This is a genomic window from Zobellella sp. DQSA1 (genome assembly GCF_041950555.1).
Taxonomy (GTDB): domain Bacteria; phylum Pseudomonadota; class Gammaproteobacteria; order Enterobacterales; family Aeromonadaceae; genus Oceanimonas.
Window position 1 is genome coordinate 3,193,528 of record NZ_CP169531.1, and the last position, 25,152, is coordinate 3,218,679.

General features: G+C 62.5%; 22 protein-coding genes. 11 read left to right on the forward strand and 11 right to left on the reverse strand.

What is annotated here, in order from left to right; translation table 11 throughout:
- Positions 1–37 precede the first annotated feature (37 nt).
- The 7 genes from ACEVBK_RS15295 to ACEVBK_RS15325 form a co-directional block, all read right to left on the reverse strand.
- Positions 38–1,531, reverse strand: coding sequence for an alanine/glycine:cation symporter family protein (locus ACEVBK_RS15295; RefSeq protein ID WP_375055774.1), 1,494 nt, complete (start codon positions 1,529–1,531; stop codon positions 38–40).
- A 586-nt stretch (positions 1,532–2,117) separates the two neighbouring features.
- Complete coding sequence (locus tag ACEVBK_RS15300) at positions 2,118–2,876, reverse strand: M15 family metallopeptidase (protein ID WP_375055775.1); 759 nt, start codon at positions 2,874–2,876, stop codon at positions 2,118–2,120.
- Positions 2,877–2,943: 67 nt separating this feature from the next.
- The gene (locus tag ACEVBK_RS15305; RefSeq protein ID WP_375055776.1) at positions 2,944–3,969 is read right to left on the reverse strand and encodes an AbrB family transcriptional regulator; all 1,026 of its coding nucleotides are present in this window, start codon (positions 3,967–3,969) and stop codon (positions 2,944–2,946) included.
- Between the two features lie 138 nt (positions 3,970–4,107).
- The gene (locus ACEVBK_RS15310) at positions 4,108–5,409 is read right to left on the reverse strand and encodes an anaerobic C4-dicarboxylate transporter (protein WP_375055777.1); all 1,302 of its coding nucleotides are present in this window, start codon (positions 5,407–5,409) and stop codon (positions 4,108–4,110) included.
- Positions 5,410–5,496: 87 nt separating this feature from the next.
- Positions 5,497–6,936 (reverse strand): aspartate ammonia-lyase, encoded by a 1,440-nt coding sequence (aspA, locus tag ACEVBK_RS15315; RefSeq protein ID WP_375055778.1) that lies wholly within the window; start codon positions 6,934–6,936, stop codon positions 5,497–5,499.
- Positions 6,937–7,374: 438 nt separating this feature from the next.
- Entirely contained in the window at positions 7,375–7,521 is a 147-nt protein-coding gene (ykgO, locus tag ACEVBK_RS15320; RefSeq protein WP_375055779.1) for a type B 50S ribosomal protein L36, read from the reverse strand.
- Positions 7,521–7,784 carry a type B 50S ribosomal protein L31 gene (locus tag ACEVBK_RS15325; protein WP_375055780.1) on the reverse strand — a complete coding sequence of 88 codons (264 nt, stop codon included), beginning with the start codon at positions 7,782–7,784 and terminating at the stop codon, positions 7,521–7,523. Before ACEVBK_RS15325 ends, ykgO begins: the two co-directional genes overlap by 1 nt.
- A gap of 224 nt (positions 7,785–8,008) precedes the next feature.
- On the opposite strand from ACEVBK_RS15325, the gene ACEVBK_RS15330 reads away from it, so the two are divergent.
- The 5 genes from ACEVBK_RS15330 to frdD all read left to right on the forward strand — a co-directional run bounded on the left by ACEVBK_RS15330 (position 8,009) and on the right by frdD (position 11,941).
- On the forward strand, positions 8,009–8,254 hold the full coding sequence (locus ACEVBK_RS15330) for a hypothetical protein (protein ID WP_375055781.1): 246 nt from the start codon (positions 8,009–8,011) through the stop codon (positions 8,252–8,254).
- A 117-nt stretch (positions 8,255–8,371) separates the two neighbouring features.
- Positions 8,372–10,147, forward strand: coding sequence for a fumarate reductase (quinol) flavoprotein subunit (frdA, locus tag ACEVBK_RS15335; RefSeq protein ID WP_375055782.1), 1,776 nt, complete (start codon positions 8,372–8,374; stop codon positions 10,145–10,147).
- Positions 10,147–10,872 carry a succinate dehydrogenase/fumarate reductase iron-sulfur subunit gene (locus tag ACEVBK_RS15340; protein WP_375055783.1) on the forward strand — a complete coding sequence of 242 codons (726 nt, stop codon included), beginning with the start codon at positions 10,147–10,149 and terminating at the stop codon, positions 10,870–10,872. The genes frdA and ACEVBK_RS15340 overlap by 1 nt, the downstream gene beginning before the upstream one ends.
- A 10-nt stretch (positions 10,873–10,882) precedes the next feature.
- A complete protein-coding gene (frdC, locus tag ACEVBK_RS15345) occupies positions 10,883–11,272 on the forward strand; it encodes a fumarate reductase subunit FrdC (RefSeq protein WP_375055784.1) in 390 nt (129 codons plus the stop codon).
- A 300-nt stretch (positions 11,273–11,572) separates the two neighbouring features.
- Positions 11,573–11,941: a fumarate reductase subunit FrdD gene (gene frdD, locus ACEVBK_RS15350; protein ID WP_375055785.1), complete on the forward strand. Its 369-nt coding sequence runs from the start codon at positions 11,573–11,575 to the stop codon at positions 11,939–11,941.
- A 5-nt stretch (positions 11,942–11,946) separates the two neighbouring features.
- On the opposite strand, the gene yfbV is transcribed toward frdD, so the two are convergent.
- Complete coding sequence (yfbV, locus tag ACEVBK_RS15355; protein ID WP_375055786.1) at positions 11,947–12,387, reverse strand: terminus macrodomain insulation protein YfbV; 441 nt, start codon at positions 12,385–12,387, stop codon at positions 11,947–11,949.
- A 280-nt stretch (positions 12,388–12,667) separates the two neighbouring features.
- Here yfbV and ACEVBK_RS15360 point away from each other — a divergent pair, with 280 nt between their 5' ends.
- The 5 genes from ACEVBK_RS15360 (at position 12,668) to ACEVBK_RS15380 (ending at position 20,517) form a co-directional block, all read left to right on the forward strand.
- A complete protein-coding gene (locus ACEVBK_RS15360) occupies positions 12,668–13,870 on the forward strand; it encodes an acetate kinase (protein ID WP_375055787.1) in 1,203 nt (400 codons plus the stop codon).
- Between the two features lie 9 nt (positions 13,871–13,879).
- Positions 13,880–16,048, forward strand: a complete 2,169-nt coding sequence (gene pta, locus ACEVBK_RS15365; RefSeq protein WP_375055788.1) for a phosphate acetyltransferase — start codon at positions 13,880–13,882, stop codon at positions 16,046–16,048.
- Positions 16,049–16,198: 150 nt separating this feature from the next.
- Entirely contained in the window at positions 16,199–16,699 is a 501-nt protein-coding gene (gene tpx / locus ACEVBK_RS15370) for a thiol peroxidase (protein WP_375055789.1), read from the forward strand.
- 235 nt (positions 16,700–16,934) lie between these two features.
- Complete coding sequence (locus ACEVBK_RS15375; RefSeq protein ID WP_375055790.1) at positions 16,935–17,843, forward strand: TIGR01777 family oxidoreductase; 909 nt, start codon at positions 16,935–16,937, stop codon at positions 17,841–17,843.
- Between the two features lie 22 nt (positions 17,844–17,865).
- Positions 17,866–20,517: an EAL domain-containing protein gene (locus ACEVBK_RS15380; RefSeq protein ID WP_375055791.1), complete on the forward strand. Its 2,652-nt coding sequence runs from the start codon at positions 17,866–17,868 to the stop codon at positions 20,515–20,517.
- Positions 20,518–20,655: 138 nt separating this feature from the next.
- Here the strand turns inward: ACEVBK_RS15380 and ACEVBK_RS15385 are convergent, their stop codons facing one another.
- The gene (locus tag ACEVBK_RS15385) at positions 20,656–23,088 is read right to left on the reverse strand and encodes an ABC transporter permease (protein ID WP_375055792.1); all 2,433 of its coding nucleotides are present in this window, start codon (positions 23,086–23,088) and stop codon (positions 20,656–20,658) included.
- The gene (locus ACEVBK_RS15390; protein WP_375055793.1) at positions 23,075–23,767 is read right to left on the reverse strand and encodes an ABC transporter ATP-binding protein; all 693 of its coding nucleotides are present in this window, start codon (positions 23,765–23,767) and stop codon (positions 23,075–23,077) included. Before ACEVBK_RS15390 ends, ACEVBK_RS15385 begins: the two co-directional genes overlap by 14 nt.
- On the opposite strand from ACEVBK_RS15390, the gene ACEVBK_RS15395 reads away from it, so the two are divergent.
- Positions 23,766–24,368 carry an arylesterase gene (locus ACEVBK_RS15395; protein ID WP_375055794.1) on the forward strand — a complete coding sequence of 201 codons (603 nt, stop codon included), beginning with the start codon at positions 23,766–23,768 and terminating at the stop codon, positions 24,366–24,368. The two genes, ACEVBK_RS15390 and ACEVBK_RS15395, sit on opposite strands and share 2 nt — an antisense overlap.
- Here ACEVBK_RS15395 and ACEVBK_RS15400 read toward each other — a convergent pair.
- Complete coding sequence (locus tag ACEVBK_RS15400; protein ID WP_375055795.1) at positions 24,365–25,036, reverse strand: DNA-3-methyladenine glycosylase I; 672 nt, start codon at positions 25,034–25,036, stop codon at positions 24,365–24,367. The genes ACEVBK_RS15395 and ACEVBK_RS15400 overlap by 4 nt on opposite strands.
- Positions 25,037–25,152 lie beyond the last annotated feature (116 nt).

The window sequence follows — 25,152 nt, forward strand, 5'->3', positions numbered from 1 at the left end:
GTTCCCGGCCTTGCTACTGAGGATGTTCAAGTTCGGTTTAGCTGCGTTCCACCTGGGCGTCGGCAACCACCTCATCGCCTACCAGACCGGACTTGGCTTTCTTGTCCTTGACCCAGTGGTCGGCGTTCTTGATACCCAGCTTGGTGGGATCGAAGGTGGGATCCAGGCCCTTGGCCTTCTGCGCTTCATAGTCCTTCAGGGCGATCAGCGCGGGCTTTTGCAGCAGCAGGATGGCAACGATGTTCAGCCAGGCCATCAGACCCACACCGATATCACCCAGGCCCCAGGCCAGTTCGGCGGTACGGATAGCGCCGTATACCACGGAGGCCATCAGCGCCAGCTTGAGGACGAAGACCAACCAGGGACGGTGCACCTGACGGTTGATGTAGGCCACGTTGGTCTCGGCGATATAGTAGTAGGCCAGGATGGTGGTGAAAGCGAAGAAGAACAGCGCCACGGCCACGAAGATGCTACCGAACCCGGGCATCACCGACTCGACCGCCGCCTGGGTGTAACCCGGGCCGGCGGACACGCCCGGCAGTTTTTCAACGATGGCTTCGCCGGTCTTGCCCATGACGTTGTAGGCACCGGTGATGATCACCATAAAGGCGGTGGCGGTACAGACGAACAGGGTGTCGATGTACACGGAGAAGCTCTGCACCAGACCCTGTTTGGCCGGGTGTGACACTTCGGCGGCGGCGGCGGCGTGAGGACCGGTCCCCTGGCCCGCTTCGTTGGAGTAGATACCGCGCTTCACGCCCCACTCGATAGCCAGGCCCAGGATGGCGCCGAAGCCGGCCTGCAGGCCGAAGGCGCTACCCACGATCAGGCTGACAACCTCGGGCAACATGCTGATGTTCATCACGATGATGACGAAGGCCACCAGGATGTAGCCCAGTGCCATAAAGGGCACCACCACCTGGGTGAAGTGGGCGATACGCTTGATACCACCGAAGATGATCAGGCCCAGCAACACCACGACCACGGCGGCAGACACCGAAGTGGGAATGCCGAAGGCGTTTTCGATACCGGAGGCGATACTGTTGGCCTGTACGCCCGGCAGCAGCAGGCCGCAACCGATGATGGTGGCGAAGGCGAAGATCCAGGCATACCACTTCATGCCCAGGCCTTTCTCGATGTAGTAGGCGGGGCCACCACGATACAATCCGTTGTCGTCCTTTTCCTTGTAGATCTGCGCCAGGGTCGACTCGATAAAGGCAGTACCGGCACCCAGGAAGGCCACAACCCACATCCAGAACACGGCGCCGGGACCACCGAAGGTGATGGCGGTGGCCACACCGGCGATATTACCGGTACCTACCCGGCCCGACAGCGACAGCGCCAGGGCCTGGAAGGAAGAAATACCGGCGGGAGAGGATTCGCCCTTGAACATCAGGCGGACCATTTCTTTGATGTGACGGATTTGCAGGAAGCGGGTACGCAGAGAGAAGTACAAACCTACACCCAGACACAGGTAGATCAGGGGCAGGCTCCAGATATAACCATTAATTGCATCGACTAATGCACTCATACTAACGTCCTTTGTTCTGATTTAGGATGTCTGCTTGCGCAGAACATTGTCCTGACAGGGGCTTTTGATTAACGATTAAACAGGGTCCAACCGGTAAGTGGAGAGAAAATTACTCCGCTATCCGCCCCAGTACAAGTAGGGCTACCGATTAGAATTTCTTATCGATAGCCAGCCGGTTGATTAACAACAGGGCAACAGCCTGCCTCAACCCGCTTATCCTGCTTATACCCCAGCCTTGCAACCAACTTCAACACATTGTTTTTAAAGAAATAAAACGAAAACACCCCGTTTACATCCCGGCTTCACAAAAGCCGCCTCGGGTTTACATAATGTAAAAACTGTCTTGGTTTCGCCACCGGTACAATTTTAAAATATGTAAGCAATATCACATTTTCATTTACTAAAAAGTAAGCGGTTGTAAGTGGAATTAACAAGGCGGGAGTCGGAAGAACCCGTGTTTAACGGTCATTACCTGGCCATTGTCAGTATAAAATATGGCCACATCGGAAGCCTGCCCGGCCAGAGCGGCCGGCAGTCTTAATTAACAATAATAGAGTTAAAACTCAAAAAAGGTGAGCCGTTTCTCCTAGCCGGCGAAAACCGCCACCTGCCGCTGCCAGCGCTCTCGCAGGCTGGGCAGGTGCATGGCCCCGAACAAGGCCTGGGGAGCCTGACTGTACCAGGCCCAGGACTGGTTGCCGTAATCGAAGTGCCACCACTCGCTGGGCAAGTTGGTAAAACCGGCACGACTCATCACGCTGTGCAGCAGGCGGCGGTTCTCGATCACCTCCGCCTCCCGCGGGCCGGGCCGGGCCACCGCCTCGAAGGCGGCGCTGTAGGACCAGGGGCTGATGTCGTCGAATTCGGTGCCCATGTCCAGCAGCCGGCCTTCGCTGTCGCACAGGCTAACGTCGACGGAGCCGCCGGTCAGATGCGGGCTGGGGGCCCCGGGAGCGGCGCTGGGCGGTGCCACGAAGTGGCGGGCCCGGGCCTGGTGCTCGGCCTCGCTGCCGGCTGGATCGTGGTCGCGCAGGGCCGCCAACAGGGTGTCGTACAGATACTGCTGTACCGCCAGCGGACGCCAGCCGTCCAGCACCACCAGTTCGATGCCGGCCGGCAGCAAACGGGCCGCCTGCTGCAGCCGGGCCAGCACCGAAGCACGCACATGGCACTCGGACTGGGCGCCGGGCACCCCCAGGTGAAAATAGGCCGGGTAGACCCGGATGAGCGAAGTGATCAGACCCAGGGGCACCAGCGGTTCACCCACCTCCTCGATGGGCAAGGACTGCAGCCGGCTCCAGTCTGGCTCGGGATGGGAAGGGATCGGCTGGGACAGGAAATTCATAAGGACTCGCAACGCACTTGGGAATGTCCCAGACTGGCCAATGCCGGCCATTTTTGCAAGCCCGCCGTCAGTCCCCCTGTTCAGGCTGGGCCGCCCGAGCTTGGTAGCGCTGCATCAGCCAGCCGCCACCCAGGCTCAGTAGCACGATGCGCACCACATGGTGGAATATCACCCAGGAAGGCTCTTCGCCGGTGACCAGCGCCAGATAGATCATCGCTTCCAGCCCGCCCGGGGCATAGGCCAGCCACACCTGGAACACCGATAGTTCCAACTGCCAGGCCACCAGCCCTGCCCACAACAGGGAAACCAGCGAGCTGGCCAGGCAAATCACCAGGCCGATCCCCAGCAAGGCGGTCAGTTCCCGCAGCGGCAGGGGACGGATGCGGCAGCCCAACAGGGCACCGAGCAGCAGCATGGACAGGGGCAGCATCCAGCCGGCCAGCACCATGCTCTGGGGCTGATAGGCGGCGAAAACCCCACCGACCGCCATGCCCCCCAGCAACGGACTCACCGGCAGCCGCAAGCGGCGCAACCCCCGCCCCAGCACCAGGGCGATGGCCAACAGCAGCAGGCTGAGCCCGTGGGACAGGGTCTGTTCCCGCGGTAGCGGCACCTGATTGACCCAGCCCAGCCAGAGCACCAGGGTGACGCCGCTGACCAGCAGCATGACCCGCACCGTCTGCGACAACACCACCCGCAAGGGGTTGTCGAGCTCCGACGCCAGGGCCGCCATCACCGACAAGGCGCCCGGCGAGGCTGCCAGCATGGCCTCTTCCCGGGACCAGCCGAGCCGGCGCAGCAACCCCTGCACCAAGGGCAACTGGGTGGCCAGGCACAGCAGCAGGCCGCCCAGGCTGATCAGCAGGGAAGCCCCCGCCGGCAATTCGGTGCTGATACGCAGGCCCACGCTCAGGCCCAGCACCAGCTGTACCAGTTCGAGGCTGTAAGGGGGCACCCGGGTGGCGACGCCACGCATGGAGCAGATAGCCACCGACGCCATGGCGCCGATCAGCCAGTCGGAAGGAAAACCGAGCCCATGAGCGGCAGCGCCCCCGGCCCCCGCCAGCAACAACGTAAGAAAAATAGATCGCATCCGGGTATCCGGGCCGGCCACCTCCTGTGCCCGGCCTGTTCAGGCATGGGCGGCCGGAGAAGATCCCGTTCGCAGCAGGCCGCCGGAGAAAACAGGAAAGGCGATTATTTCTCTTTATCGGTTAAAGCTCAACCATGGCTAGAGCAGCAGGCCGCCGAACACGAAGCCCAGGGTCACGCTCACCGCTATGGTCACCACCCCGGGGACGAAGAAGGGATGGTTGAATACCGCCTTGCCGATGCGGGTGGAGCCGGTATCGTCCATCTCCACCGCCGCCAACAGGGTCGGATAAGTAGGCAATACGAAGAGTGCGCTGACCGCTGCAAAGGAAGCCACCGCGGTCAGCGGGTCGACGCCAATGGCCAGTGCCGCCGGCATCAGCGCCTTGGTGGTGGCGCCCTGGGAATAGAGCAGCATGGAGGCGAAGAACAGGGTCACCGCCAACAGCCAGGAGTAGGTTTCGAGCAAGCCGCCGGCGACCAGCTTGATCTCGTCGATATGGTTGGAGACGAAGGTATCCCCCAGCCAGGCCACCCCCAGCACGCAGACACAGGCCGACATGCCGGACTTGAAGGTGGCCATGTTGGAAATGTGGCTCGCATCCAGCTTGCAACCCAGGGTGATGGCCCCGGCAGCGGTCAGCATGAAGATCATGATGGCCGCATCCCGCGGCAGCACCGGGTTGGCGATCAGCCCCACCTTGTCGGAAATGGCGGTGGCGTAAAGCACCACGGCGCCGATGGCCAGCAGGAAGTAGAGCACCGAGCGTCTGGCGCCCTTCCTTATCTCGATGGCGTTCTCACCCCTGAGCCTGACCAGCCCCTTGGCCAGCCGTTCCTGGTACACCGGATCCTCCGCCAGCGGCACCCCCAGCCGGTTGGCCACCAGGGCGCCGACCATGCAGGCCAGGAAGGTAGCGGGAATACAGATGGCCAGCAGGGTCAGGTAGTCCACCCCCAGGGGCTCGAGAATACCGGAGAAGAACACCACCGCCGCCGAAATGGGCGAGGCGGTAATGGCTATCTGGGAGGCCACCACCGCGATGCTGAGCGGGCGGGACGGACGTATGCCCTGCTCCTTGGCCACCTCGGCGATCACCGGCAGGGTGGAAAAGGCGGTATGGCCGGTGCCGGCAAACAGGGTCATGGTGTAGGTGACCACCGGCGCCAGGAAGGTGATGTACCTGGGATGACGGCGCAGCAGCCGCTCGGCCAGGCTGACCAGGTAATCCATGCCGCCGGCCAGTTGCATGGCGGCGATGGCGGTGATCACCGACATGATGATAAGGATCACCTCGACCGGAATGGACCCGGGAGTCAGCCCCAGCCCCAGAGTGAGCACCAGTACTCCCAGGCCACCGGCAAAACCGATGCCGATACTGCCCATCCTGGCGCCCAGGGTAATGGCCGCCAGTACAATCAACAACTCGAAGACAATCATTTCCACTCTCCCGCCGACCTACCCGCCTCCCTGCCGGTGATGAGCAGCATAAAAACGGGCTCCGTCTTGAGCCCGGCGTTTCAGGGGTTAGTCCTGGGTCCGCGCGTAGCGCTTGGCGCGGTACTGGGGCCGCATCAGGTTATCGATGGAGAGGATGTCGTCGAGCTGCTCGGCGGTGAGCAGTCCCCGCTCCAGCACCACCTCACGCACGTTCTTGCCGGTTTTGGCGCAGATTTTACCGACGATGTCCCCTTCGTGATGGCCGATAAAGGGATTGAGGTAGGTGACGATGCCGATGGAGTTGAGCACATAGTCGCGGCACACCTCGGGATTGGCGGTAATGCCGGTCACGCACTTGTCACGCAGGGCCACGCAGGCCTTTTCCATCAGGTTGAGGGATTCGAACATGGCCTGGGCGATGACCGGCTCCATCACGTTCAGCTGCAACTGCCCCCCCTCGGCGGCCAGGGTGACGGTGATGTCGTTGCCGATCACCTTGAAGGCCGCCTGGTTGACCACCTCGGGGATCACCGGGTTGACCTTGGCCGGCATGATGGAAGAGCCCGCCTGTAGTTCGGGCAGGTTGATCTCGTTGAGCCCGGCGCGGGGACCGGAAGACAGCAGCCGCAGATCGTTGCAAATCTTCGACAGTTTCACCGCCAGCCGCTTGAAGGCGCTGTGCAGCATCACGTAGGCACCGCAGTCGGAAGTGGCTTCAATCAAGTCTTCCGCCGGCACATAGGTCTGGCCGGTGATCTCTGCCAGCTTGGCGATGGCCAGGCGGGAATATTCCGGCGGGGTATTGAGCCCGGTGCCGATGGCCGTGGCCCCCAGGTTGACTTCCAGCAGCAGTTCCCGGCACAGGCGAATGCTCTTCACCTCTTCGCGCAAGGTGACGGCGAAGGCATGGAACTCCTGGCCCAGGCTCATGGGCACCGCATCCTGCAACTGGGTGCGCCCCATCTTGAGTATGTCCGCAAATTCCACCGCCTTGGCCTCGAAGGCATCGATCAGTCGGGTCAGCGCCACCAGCAGGTGTTCGCAGCTGTTGAACAGGGCGACCCGAAAGCCGGTAGGATAGGCATCGTTGGTGGACTGGCACTTGTTGACGTGGTCATTGGGATGGACTACGTCGTAGCGGCCCTTGGGCAGGCCCATCAGCTCCAGGGCGATATTGGCCAGCACCTCGTTGGTGTTCATATTGACCGAGGTACCCGCCCCCCCCTGGAACACATCGATGGGGAATTGCTCGAAACACTTGCCGGTATTAAGCATCAGGTCGCAGGCTTCCACGATGCGATCGGCGATCACCGGATCTATGGTGCCCAGCTCTCCATTGGCCAGGGCCGCCGCCTTCTTGGTCAGCACCATGCCGCGCACCATATCGGGAAAATCGGAAATCTTTTGCGTACTAAGGCGAAAGTTTTCCAGTGCCCTCAGGGTATGGATGCCGTAATAGTGATGGTTTTCCACCACCTGGGTTCCCAGCAAATCTTCTTCGATACGAACGGGGATCATGTCGTTCATGGTTATCCGGCCTCGGCGTTATTATGGATCGGCAGGCCCGGAGCCGTCGGCTCCCGGGCATGGCTCCATACTACCCCCTAGGGGGTAAATAAATATTGATCCAGGCCACTAAAAGGCACTGATGCCAGCCATCATAGAAACGACAACATGAACATGATGTTTTTCACCGCAGAATTAAAATAATGAACTCCCCCCTCTTCAGCCAACCCCCATGCCAAAACAGGTGGCCAGAGGGAGCGGCTTTGCCGACTCTCCACGCCAGGGCCGGAAAATGCTCCTGCCGTTCCGGCATTCCCGCCATCCATGGCGGTCAGAGGCGCGGCGGAGCCTCCAGAGATGATTCATGGCGTGTCGGCGGAGTTGGTCCTTTGGCCGACTGATGTCGTCATGACAACGACTTTGTCATCAAGCTGCAGGGGAGCCAGGGCTCCCCTTGCTTCATCCTGTTTTCTTCTTGCAGCGTCCCTGCACGGCCTTGAACCTGGGATTGCTCTTGCAGATAACGTAGAGCCGCCCACGACGGCGTACTATCTGGCAATCCGGGTGGCGCTGCTTGGCGCTTTTCAGCGAGTTGACCACCTGCATCACTTGGTTCCCCCGCTCGCCATGCCCTTGAAGCGGCGCTGGAACTGGCGCACCCGCCCCTCAGCCGCCACCGCCCTCTGCTGACCGGTGTAGAAAGGGTGGGAGGCGGAGGACACGTCCAGCCTGACCAGGGGATAGTGCTTGCCGTCCGACCAGAGAATGCTTTCCTGGGCGTTCATGGTGGAGCCGACCTTGAAATAGGTGTCGGCCGAGGCGTCATGAAAGACAACCTGACGATATTCGGGATGGATGCCGGTTTTCATTGAACGGGATCTCCGTAAAGACAGCGGAGTGGATGTTATAACATAACCAAATAAAGATGATAATGGTTTTTAATTACCTTTACTTTTTCGTCATCTCCCGTTCCTGCGCCTCTGACGTGCACAGCATGGAGCAAGCACGATGCGAGCGTATCAGTATGGTTCCGTACAAGGTCCTGGCTGATCTGCCATACGGAGCAACCCTTTGCTTCGTTCAGGATACGCTCATGACTACCCTGCCCGCCCCGCTTGCCGATTTGCGGCAGCGCTGCCAGACGCTGGCGTTGCCTGCCGGCCAGCAGTTGATGTCGTCGGGCCAGAGCTGCCAGGGCTTTATCTGGCTGCTGTCGGGACAGATAGCCGCCAGCCTGCTCGGCCGCCAGGGCGGGGATGTGGAACTGTACCGGCTCAACGACAACGACAGCTGCGTACTCACCACCTCCTGCCTGCTCGGCATCGGCACCGGCAAATAAATCAGAAAGGGCCTCATATAAGGACCTCCCTATTCCGCTTTATGACCCACATCAAGGCAACCTCGAGCATTTACTACTAAAGTGGTGCACAGTGACTCCCAGCTACAGGAGAGACCTGTGCAAACCCTGACTCTTGATATCGCCGTGGTCGGCGCCGGCGGAGCGGGCCTTAGGGCCGCCATCGCCGCCGCCGAGGCGGATCCCTCGTTGCAGGTGGCCCTGCTGTCCAAGGTCTACCCCATGCGCTCCCACACGGTGGCGGCGGAAGGCGGCGCGGCCGCCGTGATCAAGGACGAAGACAGCCTCGCCCAGCACTTCGATGACACCGTCTCCGGCGGCGACTGGCTGTGCGAGCAGGACGTGGTCGAACGCTTCGTGGCCGAATGTCCGCGAGAAATGATCCAAATGGAACTATGGGGCTGCCCCTGGAGCCGCAAGGACGACGGCAGCATCAATGTGCGCCGCTTCGGCGGCATGAAAACCGAACGCACCTGGTTCGCCGCCGACAAGACCGGCTTCCACCTGCTGCACACCCTGTTCCAGACCTCGATCAAGTACCCGCAGATCAAACGCTTCGACGAGTTTTTCGTGCTCGATCTGGTGGTGGTCGACGGCCGGGTGCAGGGTCTGGTGGCGCTGCATATGGCCGAGGGGGAACTGATCCTGATCCGCGCCAGGACGGTGATTCTGGCCACCGGCGGCGCCGCCCGGGTATTCCGCTACAACACCAACGGCGGCATCGTCACCGGCGACGGCATGGCCATGGCCTACCGCCACGGCGTGCCCCTGCGGGACATGGAGTTCGTGCAGTACCACCCCACCGGCCTGCCCGGCTCCGGCATACTGATGACCGAAGGCTGCCGGGGCGAAGGCGGCATACTGCTCAACCGCCACGGCGACCGCTACCTGCAGGACTACGGCCTGGGCCCGGAGACTCCGCTCGGCGAGCCGAAAAACAAGTACATGGAGCTGGGTCCGCGGGACAAGGTATCCCAGGCCTTCTGGCACGAGCTGCAAAAAGGCAACACCATCTCCCATCCCCTGGGCGAGGTGGTGCACCTGGATCTGCGCCACCTGGGCGAGCAGAAACTCAAGGAACGACTGCCCTTTATCTGCGAGCTGGCCAGGGCCTATGTCAACGTGGATCCGGTGAAAGAGCCCATTCCCATTCGCCCTACCGCCCACTACACCATGGGCGGTATAGCAGTGGACAAAGACAGCCAGACCCGCATCCGGGGTCTGTTCGCGGTGGGCGAATGTGCCTCCAGCGGCATCCACGGTGCCAACCGCCTGGGCTCGAATTCGCTGGCCGAGCTGCTGGTGTTCGGCCGCCAGGCCGGTGAAGCCGCGGCCCGGCTGGCAGCCGACTTTTCCGGCTTCGACGAGGCGGGCATCGCCGCCGAGGCCAGCCGGGTGCAGGACTGGCTGCGGGCGTTACAGCGCCGGCAGGGCGATCAGAACTGGGCCGACATCCGCAACGAGCTGGGCCAGACCATGGAAGAAGGTTGCGGCATCTATCGCAGCGAGGAGCTGATGCAGGCCACCATCGACAAGATCGCCGAGCTGAAAGAACGCTACCGCCATATCGCCATCCGCGACCAGGGCAAGGTGTTCAACACCGATCTGCTCGGTGCCATCGAGCTCGGCTACTGCCTGGACGTGGCCGAGGCCATGGCCCACAGCGCCATCCAACGCAAAGAATCGCGCGGTGCCCACCAGCGGCTGGACGAAGGCTGCCGGGAGCGGGACGATGAGCACTATCTCAAGCACAGCCTGGCCCATTACCGACCCGAAGGCGCGCCCGACATCGGCTACAGCGAGGTTTGCATCACCCGTTCACGACCGGCAAAACGGGTCTATGGCGCCGAAGCGGAACAAGGGGGGAAAGTCTGATGAGCCAGCTGAAAACCGTGCAAATACTGCGCTACGATCCGGAGCGGGACGCCGAGCCCCGCCTGGAAAGCTACGATATTCCCTGGAACGATACCACCTCGGTGCTGGACGCCCTCAACCATATCAAGGACCAGATGGACCCCAGCCTGACGTTCCGCTGGTCCTGCCGCATGGCCATCTGCGGCTCCTGCGGCTTCATGGTCAACGGTGTGCCCAAACTCGGCTGCAAGACCTTTCTGCGGGACTTCGACGAACTTCGCATCGAGCCGCTGGAGAACTACCCGATAGAAAAGGATCTGGTGGTGGATCTGGCCCCCTTCGTGGAGCGGATCGAAGCCATTAAACCCTATATCATCGGCAACGACAGAACCGTCGAACAGGGCCCCAATACCCAGACGCCGGCCCAGATGGACGCCTACCACAGCTTTTCCCAGTGCATCAACTGTGGCCTGTGCTACGCCGCCTGTCCCCAGGTGGGGCTCAACCCCCGCTTCCTGGGACCGGCCGCCATCGCCCTGGCCCGGCGCTACAACCTGGACAGCCGGGACCAGGGCAAGCACGAGCGGATGAAGCTTATCAACGGCGACGACGGCGCCTGGGGCTGCACCTTCGTGGGGTATTGCTCCGAGGTCTGCCCGAAGGAAGTGGATCCGGCCGCCGCCGTCAACCAGAGCAAGATAGACTCCAGCGTCAATTATCTGCTGGCCGCCCTGCGCCGCAACTGAGGGGAAAACCATGAGTGCTCGCAAACCCTATATCCGGGAGATGAACGCCGACTGGTGGCTAAAGAAGAAACCCTACCGCTTCTACATGCTGCGGGAAGCCACCGTGCTGCCGCTGACCTTCTTCAGCCTCTGCCTGCTGGCCGGGCTGTGGTGCCTGAGCCGGGGCCCGGAGGCCTGGGCCGGCTGGCTGGCCTTTATGGCCAGCCCCATGGTCATAGTGCTGAATCTGCTGGCCCTGGCCGGCAGCCTGTTCCACGCCACCACCTTCTTCCTGATGATGCCCCAGGTAATGCCGGTGAAGATCAAGGGGGAACGGCTGCCGGCGGTGAAGGTGGCAGCGGTGCAATGGGCGCTGACCGCCGGTATCAGCCTGTTCTGCCTGTTGTGGTTTTTGAGCTAAATACCGCTGCTGAAAAGTAAACTCATTATCGGCAGCGACCGGGAGCTGCTAAGCAGACCCTCCGCGCCAGGGCAGGAAAATACCCCTGCCGCTCCGGCATTCCCGCCATCCATGGCGGTTAGAGGCGCGGCGGAGCCCCCAGGGGGCGAGCTTGCTCGCCGTGACGGGCGGTTTCGGCCTGACCGAGCATCCAGTGAATGTTCGCAGCAGGACGAAGCTGCGAGTGTCACATCTCACGGCGTATCTGTGTGCGGTATCCGGTCGATGTGACCTGATTAGGACAACGACTTAGGAGTCGATATGAAACCCATCAATCCCCATCCCCACCGCTCGGAAGAGCCCATCTGGTGGAGCCTGTTCGGCGCCGGCGGCAGCTGGTTCGCCATGTTAACCCCCATTACCGTGCTGCTGGTGGGAATACTGGTGCCACTGGGGCTGTTGAATCCGGAATACCTGGCCTTCGAGCGGGTTTCTGGCTTCGCCACCAGTTGGATCGGCACCCTCTTTATCCTGGGCTCAATCATACTGCCCCTGTGGCACGCCATGCACCGCATTCACCACGGCACCCACGATCTTCGGCTGAGCCTGGGGGTCATGGGCAAGGTCGTCTGCTACGGCTTCGCCGCCCTGGTGTCGCTGCTGGCCATCATACTGGCGCTGGGACTGTAGCCGGCTCAAATATCGTTGATAAAAGACTTATCCAACTGCTTGAAGGCCAGGTTGAGGGTTTCCCCCAGCTCGTAGTAGCGGGGCCGGGACACCGGCTCCTTGGCCTGAATGCCGGCGGCGGCAATCTTCTCGTGCAGTTGCCGGTACCAGTTGACCAGGGTCGGCGGCAGCAGGGTGTCGGCCCGCTTGCCGAGCCAGTAAAGTCCCTGCAGCGGCATGCTGGCCAGAAACAGCACCGAAGCTACCACGCTGGGCCAGTACTGGGGCGCGCCAAACTGGAATTGGATCAACAGGCTCAGGGTCACCAGCGCCGGCATGGAACGCATGCCCAGGCTGGTGGCGGCAATCACCCGGTATTCGGGAAACAGCGCCGCCAGTCGCCGCTCCCTCGGCCATATGCTCAGGTAGGCCTTGCCTCTGTGCAAGGTGGTGGTGAAGATGCCCATACTGCCTCCCGGGACTGACCGCGCCATTCTGTTGGTTAATTACAAATCATCAATCCAAGTCAAAAAAACGCGCTAATTTTCTGTTATTTTATGACAAAAAAAGGGTATTATCTCGCCCTAAATCGACCCGGTCAGACCGGTGAAGTCAGGGATGGTAACGGCGTAATCTCCGCTTGGGAATGCGTCTAACCTTAAGGATAGAGTTTAACCGACATTTATTGTCCGAAAATCGCGTTCGGACAGAAAGATTTTCGTAACCCCTGACGAAAAGGTTTCATACATGACTAGTAAGCTGGTTCTCGTTCTCAACTGCGGCAGTTCCTCGCTCAAGTTCGCCATCCTCGACGCCGAAACCGGCGACGAACAACTCTCCGGCCTGGCCGAGTGTTTCTACCTGCCCGAAGCCCGTATCAAGTGGAAGCTCAATGGTGAAAAAGGCAGTGCCGAGCTGGGTGCCGGCGCCGCTCACCAGCAGGCCCTCGACTTTATCGTGCACAGCCTGCTGGCGCCCAACCCCGAACTGATGCACAACCTCACCGCCATCGGTCACCGGGTGGTGCACGGTGGCGAGCAGTTCACCCGTTCCGTGCTGATCGACGAGAGCGTGATCAAAGGCATCGAAGACTGCGCCAGCCTGGCGCCGCTGCACAACCCGGCCCACCTGGTGGGCATCGCCTCGGCCCGCAAGTCGTTCCCCGAGCTGCCCCAGGTAGCGGTGTTCGACACCGCCTTCCACCAGACCATGCCCGAACAGGCTTATCTGTACGCCATTCCCTACCAGCTGTACCGGGAACACGGCATCCGCCGCTACGGCATGCACGGCACCAGCCACTATTTCATCGCCCAGGAAACCGCCAGCATGCTGGGCAAGCCGGTGACCGAACTGAACATCATCAGCTGCCATCTGGGCAACGGCGCCTCGGTCTGCGCCATCAAGAACGGCGAGTCGGTGGACACCTCCATGGGCCTGACCCCGCTCGAGGGGCTGGTGATGGGCACGCGCAGCGGCGATATCGATCCGGCCATCATCTTCCACCTGCACGACGTGCTGGGTTACAGCACCGACCGCATCAACACCATGCTGACCAAGGAGTCCGGCCTGCTCGGCCTGACCGAAAACACCAGTGACTGCCGTTTCGCAGAAGACAACTACCATAGCCTGCCGGAAGCGAAGCGGGCCCTGGACATATTCTGCTACCGCCTGGCCAAATACATCTCCGGCTACAGCTGCGCCCTGGACGGCCGCCTGGACGGCATCGTCTTCACCGGCGGTATCGGCGAGAACTCAGCCCTGGTACGGGAGCTGACCCTGTCCTACCTGGGGCTGCTCGGCTTCAAGCTGGATGCGGACGCCAACCTGGCGGCCCGCTTCGGCAAGGCCGGCCGCATCACCACCGAAGGAAGTACCCCCGCCTGGGTACTGCCGACCAACGAGGAATGGGTGATTGCCCAGGATGCGCTGGCCCTCTCCGGTCAACAGTAAGGGGACATCATGGCCAGAACCATAATGCTCATTCCCGTCAGCAGCGGTGTCGGCGCCACCTCGGTCAGCCTCGGCATGGTGCGCGCCATGGAGCGCAACGGGGTCAATATCAGTTTCTTCAAGCCGGTGTCTCAGCCGCGCACCCGACGCAAGGGCCAGGATCATTCCAGCGCGGTGATCGCCAATGGCTCCAATATTACGCCGCCGGAGCCCTTCGCCCTGAGCTATGCCGAGAGCATGATCTCCGCCGGCAACCTGGACGTGCTGCTGGAAGAGATCGTCGCCCGCTTTGAGAAACATGTGAAGGAAAGTGGTGCCGAGGTAGTGGTGGTGGAAGGCCTGATCCCCACCGACAAGCAGCCCTTTGCCAACCGCATCAACTATGACGTGGCCAAGGCGCTGGATGCGGACATGGTGTTTATCACCCAGCCCGGCAGCGACAGCAGCCAGCAGTTGAAAGAGCGGCTGGAACTGGCTTGCGCCAACTTCGGCGGTGTAGTCAACAAGCGTATCGTCGGCTGTATCATCAACAAGGTAGGCGCCCCGGTCGATGACCAGGGCAATACCCGCCCCGATCTCACCGAAATGTTCAGCCCTCACGCCAAGGGAGAACATTTCTCGCCGAACCTGGAAGTACTGCAGGTATTCGGCAAGACTCCGCTACGCATCCTCGGCTGCATTCCCTGGAACACTCCGCTGGTGGCACCACGGGCGGTGGATCTGGCCCGCCACCTGAACGCCGCCATCATCAACGAGGGCGAACTGAACAGCCGCCGCCTGCAGAGCGTGACCTTCTGTGCCCGCGCCATCCACAACATGGTGGAACACTTCCGCCCGGGCAGCCTGCTGGTGGCCTCCGGTGACCGCTCCGATGTTATCGTCTCGGTCTGCCTGGCGGCCATGAACGGGGTCAAGATCGGCGCCCTGCTGCTCACCGGCAGCTACCATCCCGAGCCCCAGGTCATGGCCCTGTGCCAGCGCGCCATCGAGACCGGTCTGCCGATCCTCATGGTCAACACCAACACCTGGCAAACCGCGGTCAGCCTGCAGCACTTCAACCTGGAGATCCCGGTGGACGATCTGGGCCGGATCGAACTGGTGCAGGACTATGTGGCCGGCCATATCGACAAGCACTGGATCGAGTCGCTCAGCGCCAAATCGGCTCGCAGCCGCCGCCTGAGCCCCCCCGCCTTCCGCTACCAGCTCACCGAACTGGCCCGCCGTGCCGCCAAGCGCATCGTGCTGCCGGAAGGGGAAGAGCCGCGCACCATCAAGGCCGCCGCCATCTGCGCCGAACGGGGCATCGCCCGGCCGGTGCTGCTGGGCAACCACGACGCCATCATGCGGGTGGCCGCCCAACAAGGTGTGGTACTGGACGAGCGGGTGGAAATCGTGGATCCGGTACAGGTACGCGGCAATTATGTCGAACGTCTGGTGGAGCTGCGCAAGTCGAAGGGCATCACCGAAGTGGTGGCCCAGGAGCAACTCGAAGACAACGTGGTGCTGGGCACCATGATGCTGGAGCGCAACGAGGTGGACGGGCTGGTGTCCGGCGCCATCCACACCACCGCCAATACCATTCGTCCGCCGCTGCAGATCATCAAGACCGCCCCCGGCAGCTCGCTGGTGTCCTCGGTGTTCTTTATGCTGCTGCCGGATCAGGTGCTGGTGTACGGCGACTGCGCCATCAACCCGGATCCCACCGCCGAGCAACTGGCGGAGATCGCCATCCAGTCCGCCGAGTCGGCCGAGGCCTTCGGCATAGAGCCGCGGGTGGCGATGATTTCCTACTCCACCGGTACCTCCGGCACCGGCGCCGACGTGGACAAGGTGCGTGAAGCCACCCGCATCGCCAAGGACAAGCGCCCGGATCTGGTGATCGACGGCCCGCTGCAGTACGACGCCGCCATCATGGAGAACGTGGCCAAGTCCAAGGCCCCCAACTCGCCGGTGGCGGGCAAGGCGACCGTGTTCATCTTCCCGGATCTGAACACCGGCAACACCACCTACAAGGCGGTGCAGCGTTCGGCCGAGCTGGTGTCCATCGGCCCCATGCTGCAGGGCATGCGCAAGCCGGTGAACGATCTGTCCCGGGGCGCCCTGGTCGACGATATCGTCTACACCATCGCCCTCACCGCCATCCAGGCGGCGCAGCAGGCAGCCAAGAGCCACGGTTGACCCTCGCGAAGTATCCCCGCGCCGCCCTCTCCGGGCGGCGTTTTTTTACGCCTTCCGGCTCGGCGGCTCTCCCCTGTCGAAAAATAAAAATCTTTTCCTTATCGTGAAAACTGGTAACTTAGCCTTAACTTTCACAGAAGGAGATAAACCATGTCCGCAGTGACTTTCCAGGGCAGTCCCGTGGCCGTTTCCGGCCAGTTTCCCCAGGCCGGCCAGGCCGCGCCCGACTTTATCCTGACCGGTGCCGATCTCACCGATATCCGTCTGGCCGACTTCAAGGGCCAGAAGCTGCTGCTCAATATCTTCCCCAGCATCGATACCGGTGTCTGTGCCACCAGCGTGCGAACCTTCAACGAAAAGGCCGCCACCCTGGGCAACACCAAGGTGCTGTGCGTCTCCATGGACCTGCCTTTCGCCGCCAGCCGCTTCTGTGCCGCCGAAGGCATCGAGAATGTGCAGGTGGCCTCGGCCTTCCGTCACCCGGAATTCCTGGGCGCCTACGGCGTGGCCCTGAGTGATGGTGCCCTGCGTGGCCTGTCCGCCCGTGCCGTGGTGTGCATCGATGAGCAGGGCCTGGTGGTCTATGGCGAGCGTGTGGCCGAGCTGACCGACGAGCCCGCTTACGATGCAGCCATCAGGGCCCTGTCCTGATCCTGCCGGATCCCTACCCGATCAGTTTTTTGTTTTAATATCAAGAAACTAGCTTAACTCTCCGGGGTAATCTACAGACTTACTCACAGTTTATGTGGATAACCCCGGTGTTAATCTGCCGCCATTCCTCTCGTCAGCCCATAAGAAGTCATGGGGTATATCCGTAAGGCTCTGTTATTCTGAAGACGTACTTTCCATCAGACTAGCTGCGGCCTGGGTACAGAGGAGTGAGATTATGAAGATACTGCTGACCGGTGGTACCGGCTTTATCGGCCATCGCCTGATGAGCCACCTGCGGGGGCATCATCAGCTAGCCGTATTGAGTCGCTCGCCCAACAAAGTGTATCAGCGCCTGGGTCATGATATCGAAGCCCTGCCTTCCCTGGAAACGCTGGATAATCTCGACCGGTTCGATGCGGTGATCAACCTGGCCGGAGAGCCCATTGCCGACAGGCGCTGGAGCCAGGCCCAGAAAGACCGTATCTGCCAGAGCCGCTGGCAGTTGACCCGGCAACTGGTGGACAAGCTCAAGGCCGGCCAGCACCCTCCGAAAGTATTGATCAGTGGCTCGGCGGTGGGATTTTATGGCCGCCAGGGCGATACCCTGGTAGACGAAGACTCCCACCCCCATCCCGAATTCAGCCATGAGGTCTGTGCCCGCTGGGAGTCACTGGCCATGGCGGCCGCCAGTGAACAGACCCGGGTATGCCTTATCCGCCTGGGGATGGTGCTGGGTGCCGAAGGCGGTGCCCTCAAGAAAATGCTGCCCGGCTATCGCTTCGGACTGGGCGGCCCCATCGGCTCTGGCAAGCAGTACATGTCCTGGATCCACATCGAAGATGTCGTCAATCTGATCCTGTTCCTGCTGGATCATGAGGAATGCAGCGGCGCCTTCAACGCCACCGCTCCCGAACCCGTCACCAACGAGCAGTTCAGCCATAACCTGGCCCAGATCCTGGGCAAGCCTCACTTCGCCCGTATTCCGGCCTGGTCGATGAAGCTGTTGTTCGGTGAAATGGCGGACCTGTTGCTGACCGGGCAGAGGGTGATGCCGGTACGGCTGCAGCAGGCGGGGTTTCATTTTCGTTATCCCACTCTGGACAAGGCTCTGAAGGAAACCCTGGGTATCATGCATAACACCTGATCTCCTCATAAAAGGATAAGAGATGCCCGCACGCCAGAGCCGACTGCACAACACCGCCAAAGTAGCGGTCATACTGGTTTTTCTGTCCAGTCTGCTGGTCGGCTCCGGCCTGACATGGCAACATTCGCAGCAGGAGGTAAAGCAGCAAAAGCTGGCCGCCATCGATATCGCCCGTTTCCATATTAACAGCCTGCAGGTCCAGTTGGAGCGTAACCTGTCCTCGGCCTATGCCCTGGCCGCCCTGATTAAGCAGGGTCAGGGCGATATCCGGGATTTCGACGCGGTGGCCGGGCAGTTGCTGCCTTTTTATCCTCAGGTCAAGGCCCTGGTGCTGTCGCCCGATGGCATCGTCACCAAGACCTATCCACTGACAGGCAATGAAGGCGCACTCGGACTCAATCAATTTACCCACCCGGGCCAGGGCAAGGAGGCACTGCTGGCCAGGGATTCCCGCCAGTTGACCCTCACCGGCCCGGTCGAACTGGCCCAGGGCGGCGTGGGCCTGATCGGCCGGTTGCCGGTGTTTATGGCCGAGGACGACGATGCCTTCTGGGGATTCGTCAGCGTGGTCATCCTGCTGTCGGATCTGCCGGCCCATACCGGGCTGCAGAGGCTCGAGCAACGGGGTTATGCCTTTGAACTGTGGCGCCAGGCACCGTCCTCCGGTTTCGATGAGGCTCAGCGACAGACAATTGCCCGCTCGTCCGCTTCCCTGAGCAACGATGCCATTACCGAAACCCTGGCCCTGCCCAACCACAGCTGGCAGCTCAGCCTGGCCCAGCCCGGGGGCTGGCGCGATACCCAGAACCTGGTGCTACAACTCCTGGGTACCCTGGTGTTCAGCCTGATGCTGGCCTTCCTGGTCTATCTGCTGGCGCAGACGCGCTGGCAGGCCCGACGGCTGGAACTGCAGGTCGAGGCGCGGACCCGGGAGATCTCCGATGCCAGAAACCAGCTGGAGGCCACCCTGGCCCGCCAGCAGTCGCTGATCACCGCCTCCAATACCGGCGCCTGGGAATACGATCGGAGCACCGGGGAACTGAGCTGCAGTGACGAGTATTTTTCCATGCTCGGTCTGAACAAACAGATTCATGAACAACGGTATGGCCGGCGCCTGACGTCGGCCTGGGAGGATTTACTGCATCCGGAAGACAAGGCCTGCGCCCGGCAGATACTTGCCGAGTATCTCGCCCGCGAGGATGATACGCTGTACGAAAATCAGTTTCGCATGCGCCACGCCAATGGAAACTGGATATGGATACTGTCCCGGGGCCGCACCCTGCGGGACTGTAAGGCTCATCCCACTCCCCTGACCGTGGGCACCCATATCGACATCACCCAGCAGATCAGGGACAAAGAGCAGATCCACTTCCTCGCCCACTTCGATCCCCTGACCGGACTGCCCAACCGCAGCCTGCTGGTCGACCGGACCCGGCAGGCCATCCAGCTGGCACGGCGGGAGCAGGGCTCCCTGGCCCTGCTGTTCCTGGATCTGGACAGGTTCAAGAGCATCAATGATTCCCTGGGCCATAAAATTGGCGACAAGCTGCTGATCCAGGTGGCGGAACGCCTGCGGCATTTCTGCCGGGAAGAAGACACTATTTCCCGCTTCGGCGGTGACGAGTTCATCCTGGTGCTGCCACTGACCGATGCCGAAGAAGCCGCCCATTTCGCCCAGCGGTTACTGGGTATCATGACCGATCCCTTTGCGATCAAAAAGCATGATATCCGGCTCTCTGTGTCACTGGGCATCGCTCTTTATCCGCACGACGGCCAGAACTTCAACGAACTGTATCATCACGCCGATATCGCCATGTACCAGGCCAAGGAAGCGGGTCGTAACGGTTACCGCTTCTTTACCACCGAGATGCAGAGCCGCTACAGCCGCATGCTGATGCTGGAGAACGGCTTGCGTCAGGCCATCGAGCGTCAACAACTGAGCCTGGTGTACCAGCCCCAGTTCACCCTGGCCGAGTACCGGCTGACCGGCTTCGAAGCCCTGCTGCGCTGGCAACATCCGGAGCTGGGCATGATATCGCCGGCGGAGTTTATTCCCATTGCCGAAAAGAACGGTTTTATTATTCCTCTGGGCGAGTGGGTACTGGCCACGGCCTTGCAGCAACAGGCCCGCTGGCAACGACAGGGCTTGCCCGCAACACTGATGGGCGTCAACGTGTCGGCGGTACAGTTTCGCCACCCCAGGCTGGGTGAACAGCTCCGCATGCTGCTGTCGGCGACAGAGGTACCGGCACAGCAACTGGAGTTGGAACTGACCGAAAGCGTGATGATGGACAACCCGCAGCGGGCGGTAGCGGTCATGGAACAGCTGGATCTACTGGGTATTCACCTGGCGCTGGATGACTTCGGTACCGGTTATTCCTCGCTGAACTACCTGAAGCGCTTGCGCCTGGCCCGGCTGAAAATCGATCAGAGCTTCGTCCGCGACTTGCTGGTCGATGAGGAAGACAGAACCATTATCGGGACTATCATCAGCCTGGCCCGTAACCTGGGGCTGCAGACCATCGCCGAGGGGGTGGAAAGCCGGGAACAGCTCGAGATGTTGCGGACCATGGGCTGCGACCAGGCCCAGGGCTATCACCTGGGCCGGCCCATGACCGCCGAGCAGGCGACCGAGCTGCTGGCCTCGGTCGCCCTGGATACCGCCGGGCCTTAACGGAATGTCCCCGTGCATGCCCTCTACATAGCCACGAATTTATTCGCGGGAATACCCCGGCCAACCCCGGCGCCCGCATCGAACGAATAAACTTGTGCCTGCGGCAGCCTCGGTGAGGGCATGGAGCCGGAACAGCACCTAGCCCTGCTCCAGCTGGCGCAGTCGCTGGACCAATGGCCCGCGCATGATGCCGCCGGCGCGCCCGGTGAGCAGCAGCAGGGCTGCCCCCAGCAGCGGTAGGCCGAACCAAATATGGGGGTGGGGCTGCCAGGGCAGGTCCAGCCACCAGGGCAGCAGCACCGCCACGCACAGCTCCACCGCCAGCGCCGCCGCCAGCCCGGCCGCCAGACCCGCCGCCAGCCATTCCCAGCGCAGTGAGGCCATGATCAGCCGTTCGCCGGCGCCCAGGGTGCGCAGCAGCACCAGCTCCCGCCGGCGGCTTTCCAGGGTGGCCTCCACCTGGGCCAGCAGCACCAGCAGGCTGGCGCCGGTCACCAGGGCCATGATCACCAGCAACGCCTGGCTGACCTGGGCGAGCACCTCGCGCAGTTGATCGAGCAGGGCCTCCACGTCGAACACCGTGATGGTGGGGAAGGCACGGATCAGCTCCACCTCCAAGGCCCGCTGCTCCGGCGGCAGATAAAAGCTCGCCAGCCAGGTGGCCGGGTAGTCCGCCAGCACGTCGGGGCTGAAGATAAGATAAAAATTGGGCTTCATGCTGTCCCAGTCCACTTCGCGGATATTGCGCACCTCCGCCGAGACCTGCTGGCCGGCCAGATCCAGGGTCAGCCGGTCGCCAATCGACAGCGCCAGCCGCTCGGCCAGGCCCGACTCCACCGAGACCCCGCCGGGAGCGGCCGACCACCGGCCACGCAGGATGCGATTGCCCTCGGGCAGCTGCTCGCCGAAGGTCAGGTTGAGCTCCCGTCCAAGCCCCCCACCCCGCTCGCTGTCCACATCCGGCGCTGCCGGGGCCCCGTTGACCTCGATCAGGCGGCCGCGCACTATGGGGTAGAACAGAGAGCTGTTCAGCCCGGCCTGGTGCAGTCGCTCCCGGATCGGCTCCCGCTCCTCGGTGGCGATATTGATCAGGAAGCGGTTGGGGGTATCCGGCGGCAGCCGGGCCAGAAAACCATCCACCAGCTCGCCGCGCACCACCCACAGCAGGGTGCCGAGAAACAGCGCCAGAGCCACCCCGCCAAACTGCACCAGGGTCGCCAGCCGCGCCCGTTGCAGCCGGCTGACCGCCAGCCGGAAGGCGATCCCCCTGCCGCTGCGGCGGGCCAGGGCCAGCAGCAGCCAGCTCAGGCCGCCGAGCAGGGCACCCAGGGCCACCAGCCCCAGCAGCAGCCCCACCGCCAACCCCGGACTGCCGGCGAACAGCCAGCTCAGGCCGAAGGTGCCCGCCAGCAGTATGCCGGCACTCCACCAGGGGGAGATGCGGGCCTCGGCCTCGTTGCGCAACACCCGCAGGGGCGGCACCCGCAACAACCGCAGCATGGGCACCACCGACAGCATCAGGGTGGTGAGCAGCGCCAGCCCCGCCGCCACCAGGAAAGGCATGATCGACGGCGGTGGCAGCGGAATATCGAGCACATCCCCCAGACTCAGCAGGATCAGCTTGTGCAGGCCGTAGCCGGCCAGCCCTCCCAGGCTGGCACCCAACAGCAGCAAGCCGGCCAGCAGCCGTCCGATCCAGCCCAGTAGCTGCCGGCGCCCCGCGCCCAGGGTCTTGAGCAGGGCGATGCGGTCCTGCTCCCGGCGGGAGAAATAGCCGAGGGCGATGGCCATGGCCAGGATGCCGAGCAGCACCCCGGTGAGCGACGCCAACCGGAAGAACTGCTCGGCCCGGCTGATGGAGCGGGCCACCGGAGTGTCGGCGTCGTCCGGGCCGCGCCAGCGCTGCCCCTGCTGCAATTGCGGCCGCAGCCAGTCGGCGTAGGCCTGCAGCCCGGCTTCATCGCCCCGAAACAGATAACGATAACGGGCCCGGCTGCCCTCCATGAAAATGCCGGTGGCGGCCACGTCATCCAGGTGAATGAGGGCGCGGGGCGCCAGCAGGAAGGGCGAGAAACCTTCGTCCGGCTCCTTCACCAGTTCCCCCGCCACCTCGAGCTCGATATTGCCGAGCTCCACCCGGTCGCCTGGTTGCAGTTGCAGCAACGCCAGGAGGCGAGCGGAAAGCCAGATGGTTCCCGGCCGCACCCGACCAGAGGGGCTCAACTGGAGTTCACCGTAAAAAGGAAAAGCGTCGTCCACCGCCCGGACGCTGGCCAGTTGCAGCTCGTCGTTGGCGAAGAGTACGCTCTGGAACGACTGGGTACGGGACACCCCCAGCCCATGCCGCCCGGCTTCCGCCAACCATTGCTCCTGGGCCGGCCGGCTGCCGGTGAGGATGCGGTCGGCGGCAATATAGTCCCGCCCCGACACCTTGAGTGCGCTGTTGAGGCGATCCGCCACCAGGGTCACGCTGAGGATGCTGGCCACACACAGGGCCAGGGCCAGCACGAACAGCCGGAGCGGTCCCCGCCCGGCCTCGCGCCAGATCAGGCGCCAGCTAAGACGCTGCATGCTGCTCCTCCAGGCGACCGGCGGTCATCAGCAGGCGCCGCTCGCAGCGGCCGGCCAGGGCCTCGTCGTGGGTGACGATCACCAGGGTGGTGCCGTGCTCCCGGTTCAGACGAAACAGCAGCTCGATGATCTGGGCACCGGTATGGTGATCCAGGTTACCGGTGGGCTCATCCGCCAGCAGAATGTCCGGCTCGGTCATAAAGGCGCGGGCGATGGCCACCCGCTGTTGCTCGCCGCCGGACAGCTGGCTGGGGAAGTGGCGTACCCGTTCGGCGAGCCCGACCTGTTCCAGCAGTTGCAGGGCCCGCTCCCGGCAACGGCTGCCGCCCTGCAACTCGGCGGGCAGCATGACGTTCTCGAGGGCGGTGAGGGTGGGCAGCAGCAGGAAGGACTGGAACACGAAGCCGATATGGCGGGCGCGCAGCCGGGCCCGCTGCTCTTCGTCCAGGGCGGCCAGTGAACGACCGCCGATTTCGATGTCGCCGTCGCTGGCGATGTCCAGGCCGGCCAGCAGCCCGAGCAGAGTGGACTTGCCGGAGCCGGACGCCCCGACCAGGGCCACACTCTGCCCGGGCTTGACTTCCAGCCCTATCCCCTGAAGGATGGTCAGTGATTCGTCGCCCAGGCCGACCCTGTGGGTCAGGTCGGCTACCCTGATGATCGGAGAAGAAGTTGTCATGCCTCGTATCCTTTTGACGATACTGCTGTTGGTGTCATCCGTCGCCCATGCTAACACCGTTCTTATTCTCGGCGACAGCCTGAGCGCCGGTTACCGGATGAATGCCGACCAGGCCTGGCCCCGGCTGCTGGCCGAGCAATGGCGCCGGGAGGGGCGCAATGTGGAACTGGTGAACGCCAGTGTCAGCGGCGATACCACCCAGGGTGGTCTGCAACGGCTGCCCCCCCTGCTGGAGCGTCACCAGCCCAGCCTGGTGGTGCTGGAGCTGGGCGGCAACGACGGCCTGCGCGGACTGCCGCCACCGCTGATCGAGCGCAACCTCGACACCATGATAGCGCTCGCCGACCAGGCGGGCGCCCGGGTGGTATTGACCGAAATCCGCCTCCCTCCCAACTACGGCCGCCGCTACCTGGAGCAGTTCGAGGGCATCTTCGGCAAACTGGCCGAACGGCACGAACTGCCGCTGTTGCCGTTCTTCGTGGCCCCGCTGCTTGGCGAGAACGGCATGATGATGGACGACGGCATCCACCCCACCGCCGAGGCCCAGCCGCGGATCGCCCGCCAGGTACACGCTTTCCTGACGCCCTATCTGGAGCCCTAACCGAGGGAACAGGCCAGGGTCTTGCTGATCTCGCCGAAACCGAGCCCGCTCTGGCGGCGCCATTCGTTGAAAGCCGCCTGGGCCTGCTGCATGCCCTTCCTGCTGCCGAGGCCAGCGTCGACCACCTGCTGATGGACCAGGTAGGCGGTGACGTCGGGGGTGAAGATAAAGGTGTCCACCCCCAGCCGACGCAGGCCATAGGCGGCGATGTTGCCACCCAGCAGCCGGCCGTGGCGCTTGATTTCGAGCCAGAGACCCACCCGATCCTGCTCCGGCCAACCGGCCACGAAGGCGCCGAAACCGCCGTGGGGTCGCCCCAGTTCCAGCACCATGCGGGCATTGACCGGCACGGCGGCAATTTTCTTCGCATGGCGTACTATGGTGGTGTCGTTATTGAGCCGCTCCAGATGATGTTCATCGAGCAGCAACATCTTCTCCGGCTCGAAGCCGAAGAAAGCCCGCTCGAAATCGGGCCATTTATTGCGGATCACCTCCCAGACGAAGCCGGACTGGAACAGGCTCATGGTAAAGGAAGACAACCAGCGATCGTCGGAAATAGCCGCCAGTTGTTCGGGAGTACAGAGCGGGGTGGCGATACGCCGCCGGAGCGCGGCCTCCCCTCCGTGGCGGGCGCAGGCCCGGGCGAAGATGTCGGCGAAAGCCTCCATAAAACAAGCCTCATTTGAGTTTTTCCCATTGTGCGTGGAGGCGGCGGAAAAAACCAGAGACAGAGGAGCGTCGGAGAAACGAAAAAGCCGCTGCATCTCTGCAGCGGCTTTCTGTT

What these genes read in the sequence shown, in the direction of transcription:
- ACEVBK_RS15300 (WP_375055775.1), bottom strand. Translation starts at nt 2,876, where the DNA reads ATGAATTTCCTGTCCCAGCCGATCCCTTCCCATCCCGAGCCAGACTGG.
- ACEVBK_RS15385 (WP_375055792.1), bottom strand. Translation starts at nt 23,088, where the DNA reads ATGCAGCGTCTTAGCTGGCGCCTGATCTGGCGCGAGGCCGGGCGGGGA.
- ACEVBK_RS15330 (WP_375055781.1), top strand. Translation starts at nt 8,009, where the DNA reads ATGACTACCCTGCCCGCCCCGCTTGCCGATTTGCGGCAGCGCTGCCAG.
- ACEVBK_RS15375 (WP_375055790.1), top strand. Translation starts at nt 16,935, where the DNA reads ATGAAGATACTGCTGACCGGTGGTACCGGCTTTATCGGCCATCGCCTG.
- ACEVBK_RS15395 (WP_375055794.1), top strand. Translation starts at nt 23,766, where the DNA reads ATGCCTCGTATCCTTTTGACGATACTGCTGTTGGTGTCATCCGTCGCC.
- frdD (WP_375055785.1), top strand. Translation starts at nt 11,573, where the DNA reads ATGAAACCCATCAATCCCCATCCCCACCGCTCGGAAGAGCCCATCTGG.
- ACEVBK_RS15340 (WP_375055783.1), top strand. Translation starts at nt 10,147, where the DNA reads ATGAGCCAGCTGAAAACCGTGCAAATACTGCGCTACGATCCGGAGCGG.
- ACEVBK_RS15305 (WP_375055776.1), bottom strand. Translation starts at nt 3,969, where the DNA reads ATGCGATCTATTTTTCTTACGTTGTTGCTGGCGGGGGCCGGGGGCGCT.
- ACEVBK_RS15400 (WP_375055795.1), bottom strand. Translation starts at nt 25,036, where the DNA reads ATGGAGGCTTTCGCCGACATCTTCGCCCGGGCCTGCGCCCGCCACGGA.
- ACEVBK_RS15295 (WP_375055774.1), bottom strand. Translation starts at nt 1,531, where the DNA reads ATGAGTGCATTAGTCGATGCAATTAATGGTTATATCTGGAGCCTGCCC.
- ACEVBK_RS15310 (WP_375055777.1), bottom strand. Translation starts at nt 5,409, where the DNA reads ATGATTGTCTTCGAGTTGTTGATTGTACTGGCGGCCATTACCCTGGGC.
- ACEVBK_RS15380 (WP_375055791.1), top strand. Translation starts at nt 17,866, where the DNA reads ATGCCCGCACGCCAGAGCCGACTGCACAACACCGCCAAAGTAGCGGTC.
- frdC (WP_375055784.1), top strand. Translation starts at nt 10,883, where the DNA reads ATGAGTGCTCGCAAACCCTATATCCGGGAGATGAACGCCGACTGGTGG.
- aspA (WP_375055778.1), bottom strand. Translation starts at nt 6,936, where the DNA reads ATGAACGACATGATCCCCGTTCGTATCGAAGAAGATTTGCTGGGAACC.
- ykgO (WP_375055779.1), bottom strand. Translation starts at nt 7,521, where the DNA reads ATGCAGGTGGTCAACTCGCTGAAAAGCGCCAAGCAGCGCCACCCGGAT.
- yfbV (WP_375055786.1), bottom strand. Translation starts at nt 12,387, where the DNA reads ATGGGCATCTTCACCACCACCTTGCACAGAGGCAAGGCCTACCTGAGC.
- pta (WP_375055788.1), top strand. Translation starts at nt 13,880, where the DNA reads ATGGCCAGAACCATAATGCTCATTCCCGTCAGCAGCGGTGTCGGCGCC.
- ACEVBK_RS15325 (WP_375055780.1), bottom strand. Translation starts at nt 7,784, where the DNA reads ATGAAAACCGGCATCCATCCCGAATATCGTCAGGTTGTCTTTCATGAC.
- tpx (WP_375055789.1), top strand. Translation starts at nt 16,199, where the DNA reads ATGTCCGCAGTGACTTTCCAGGGCAGTCCCGTGGCCGTTTCCGGCCAG.
- ACEVBK_RS15390 (WP_375055793.1), bottom strand. Translation starts at nt 23,767, where the DNA reads ATGACAACTTCTTCTCCGATCATCAGGGTAGCCGACCTGACCCACAGG.
- ACEVBK_RS15360 (WP_375055787.1), top strand. Translation starts at nt 12,668, where the DNA reads ATGACTAGTAAGCTGGTTCTCGTTCTCAACTGCGGCAGTTCCTCGCTC.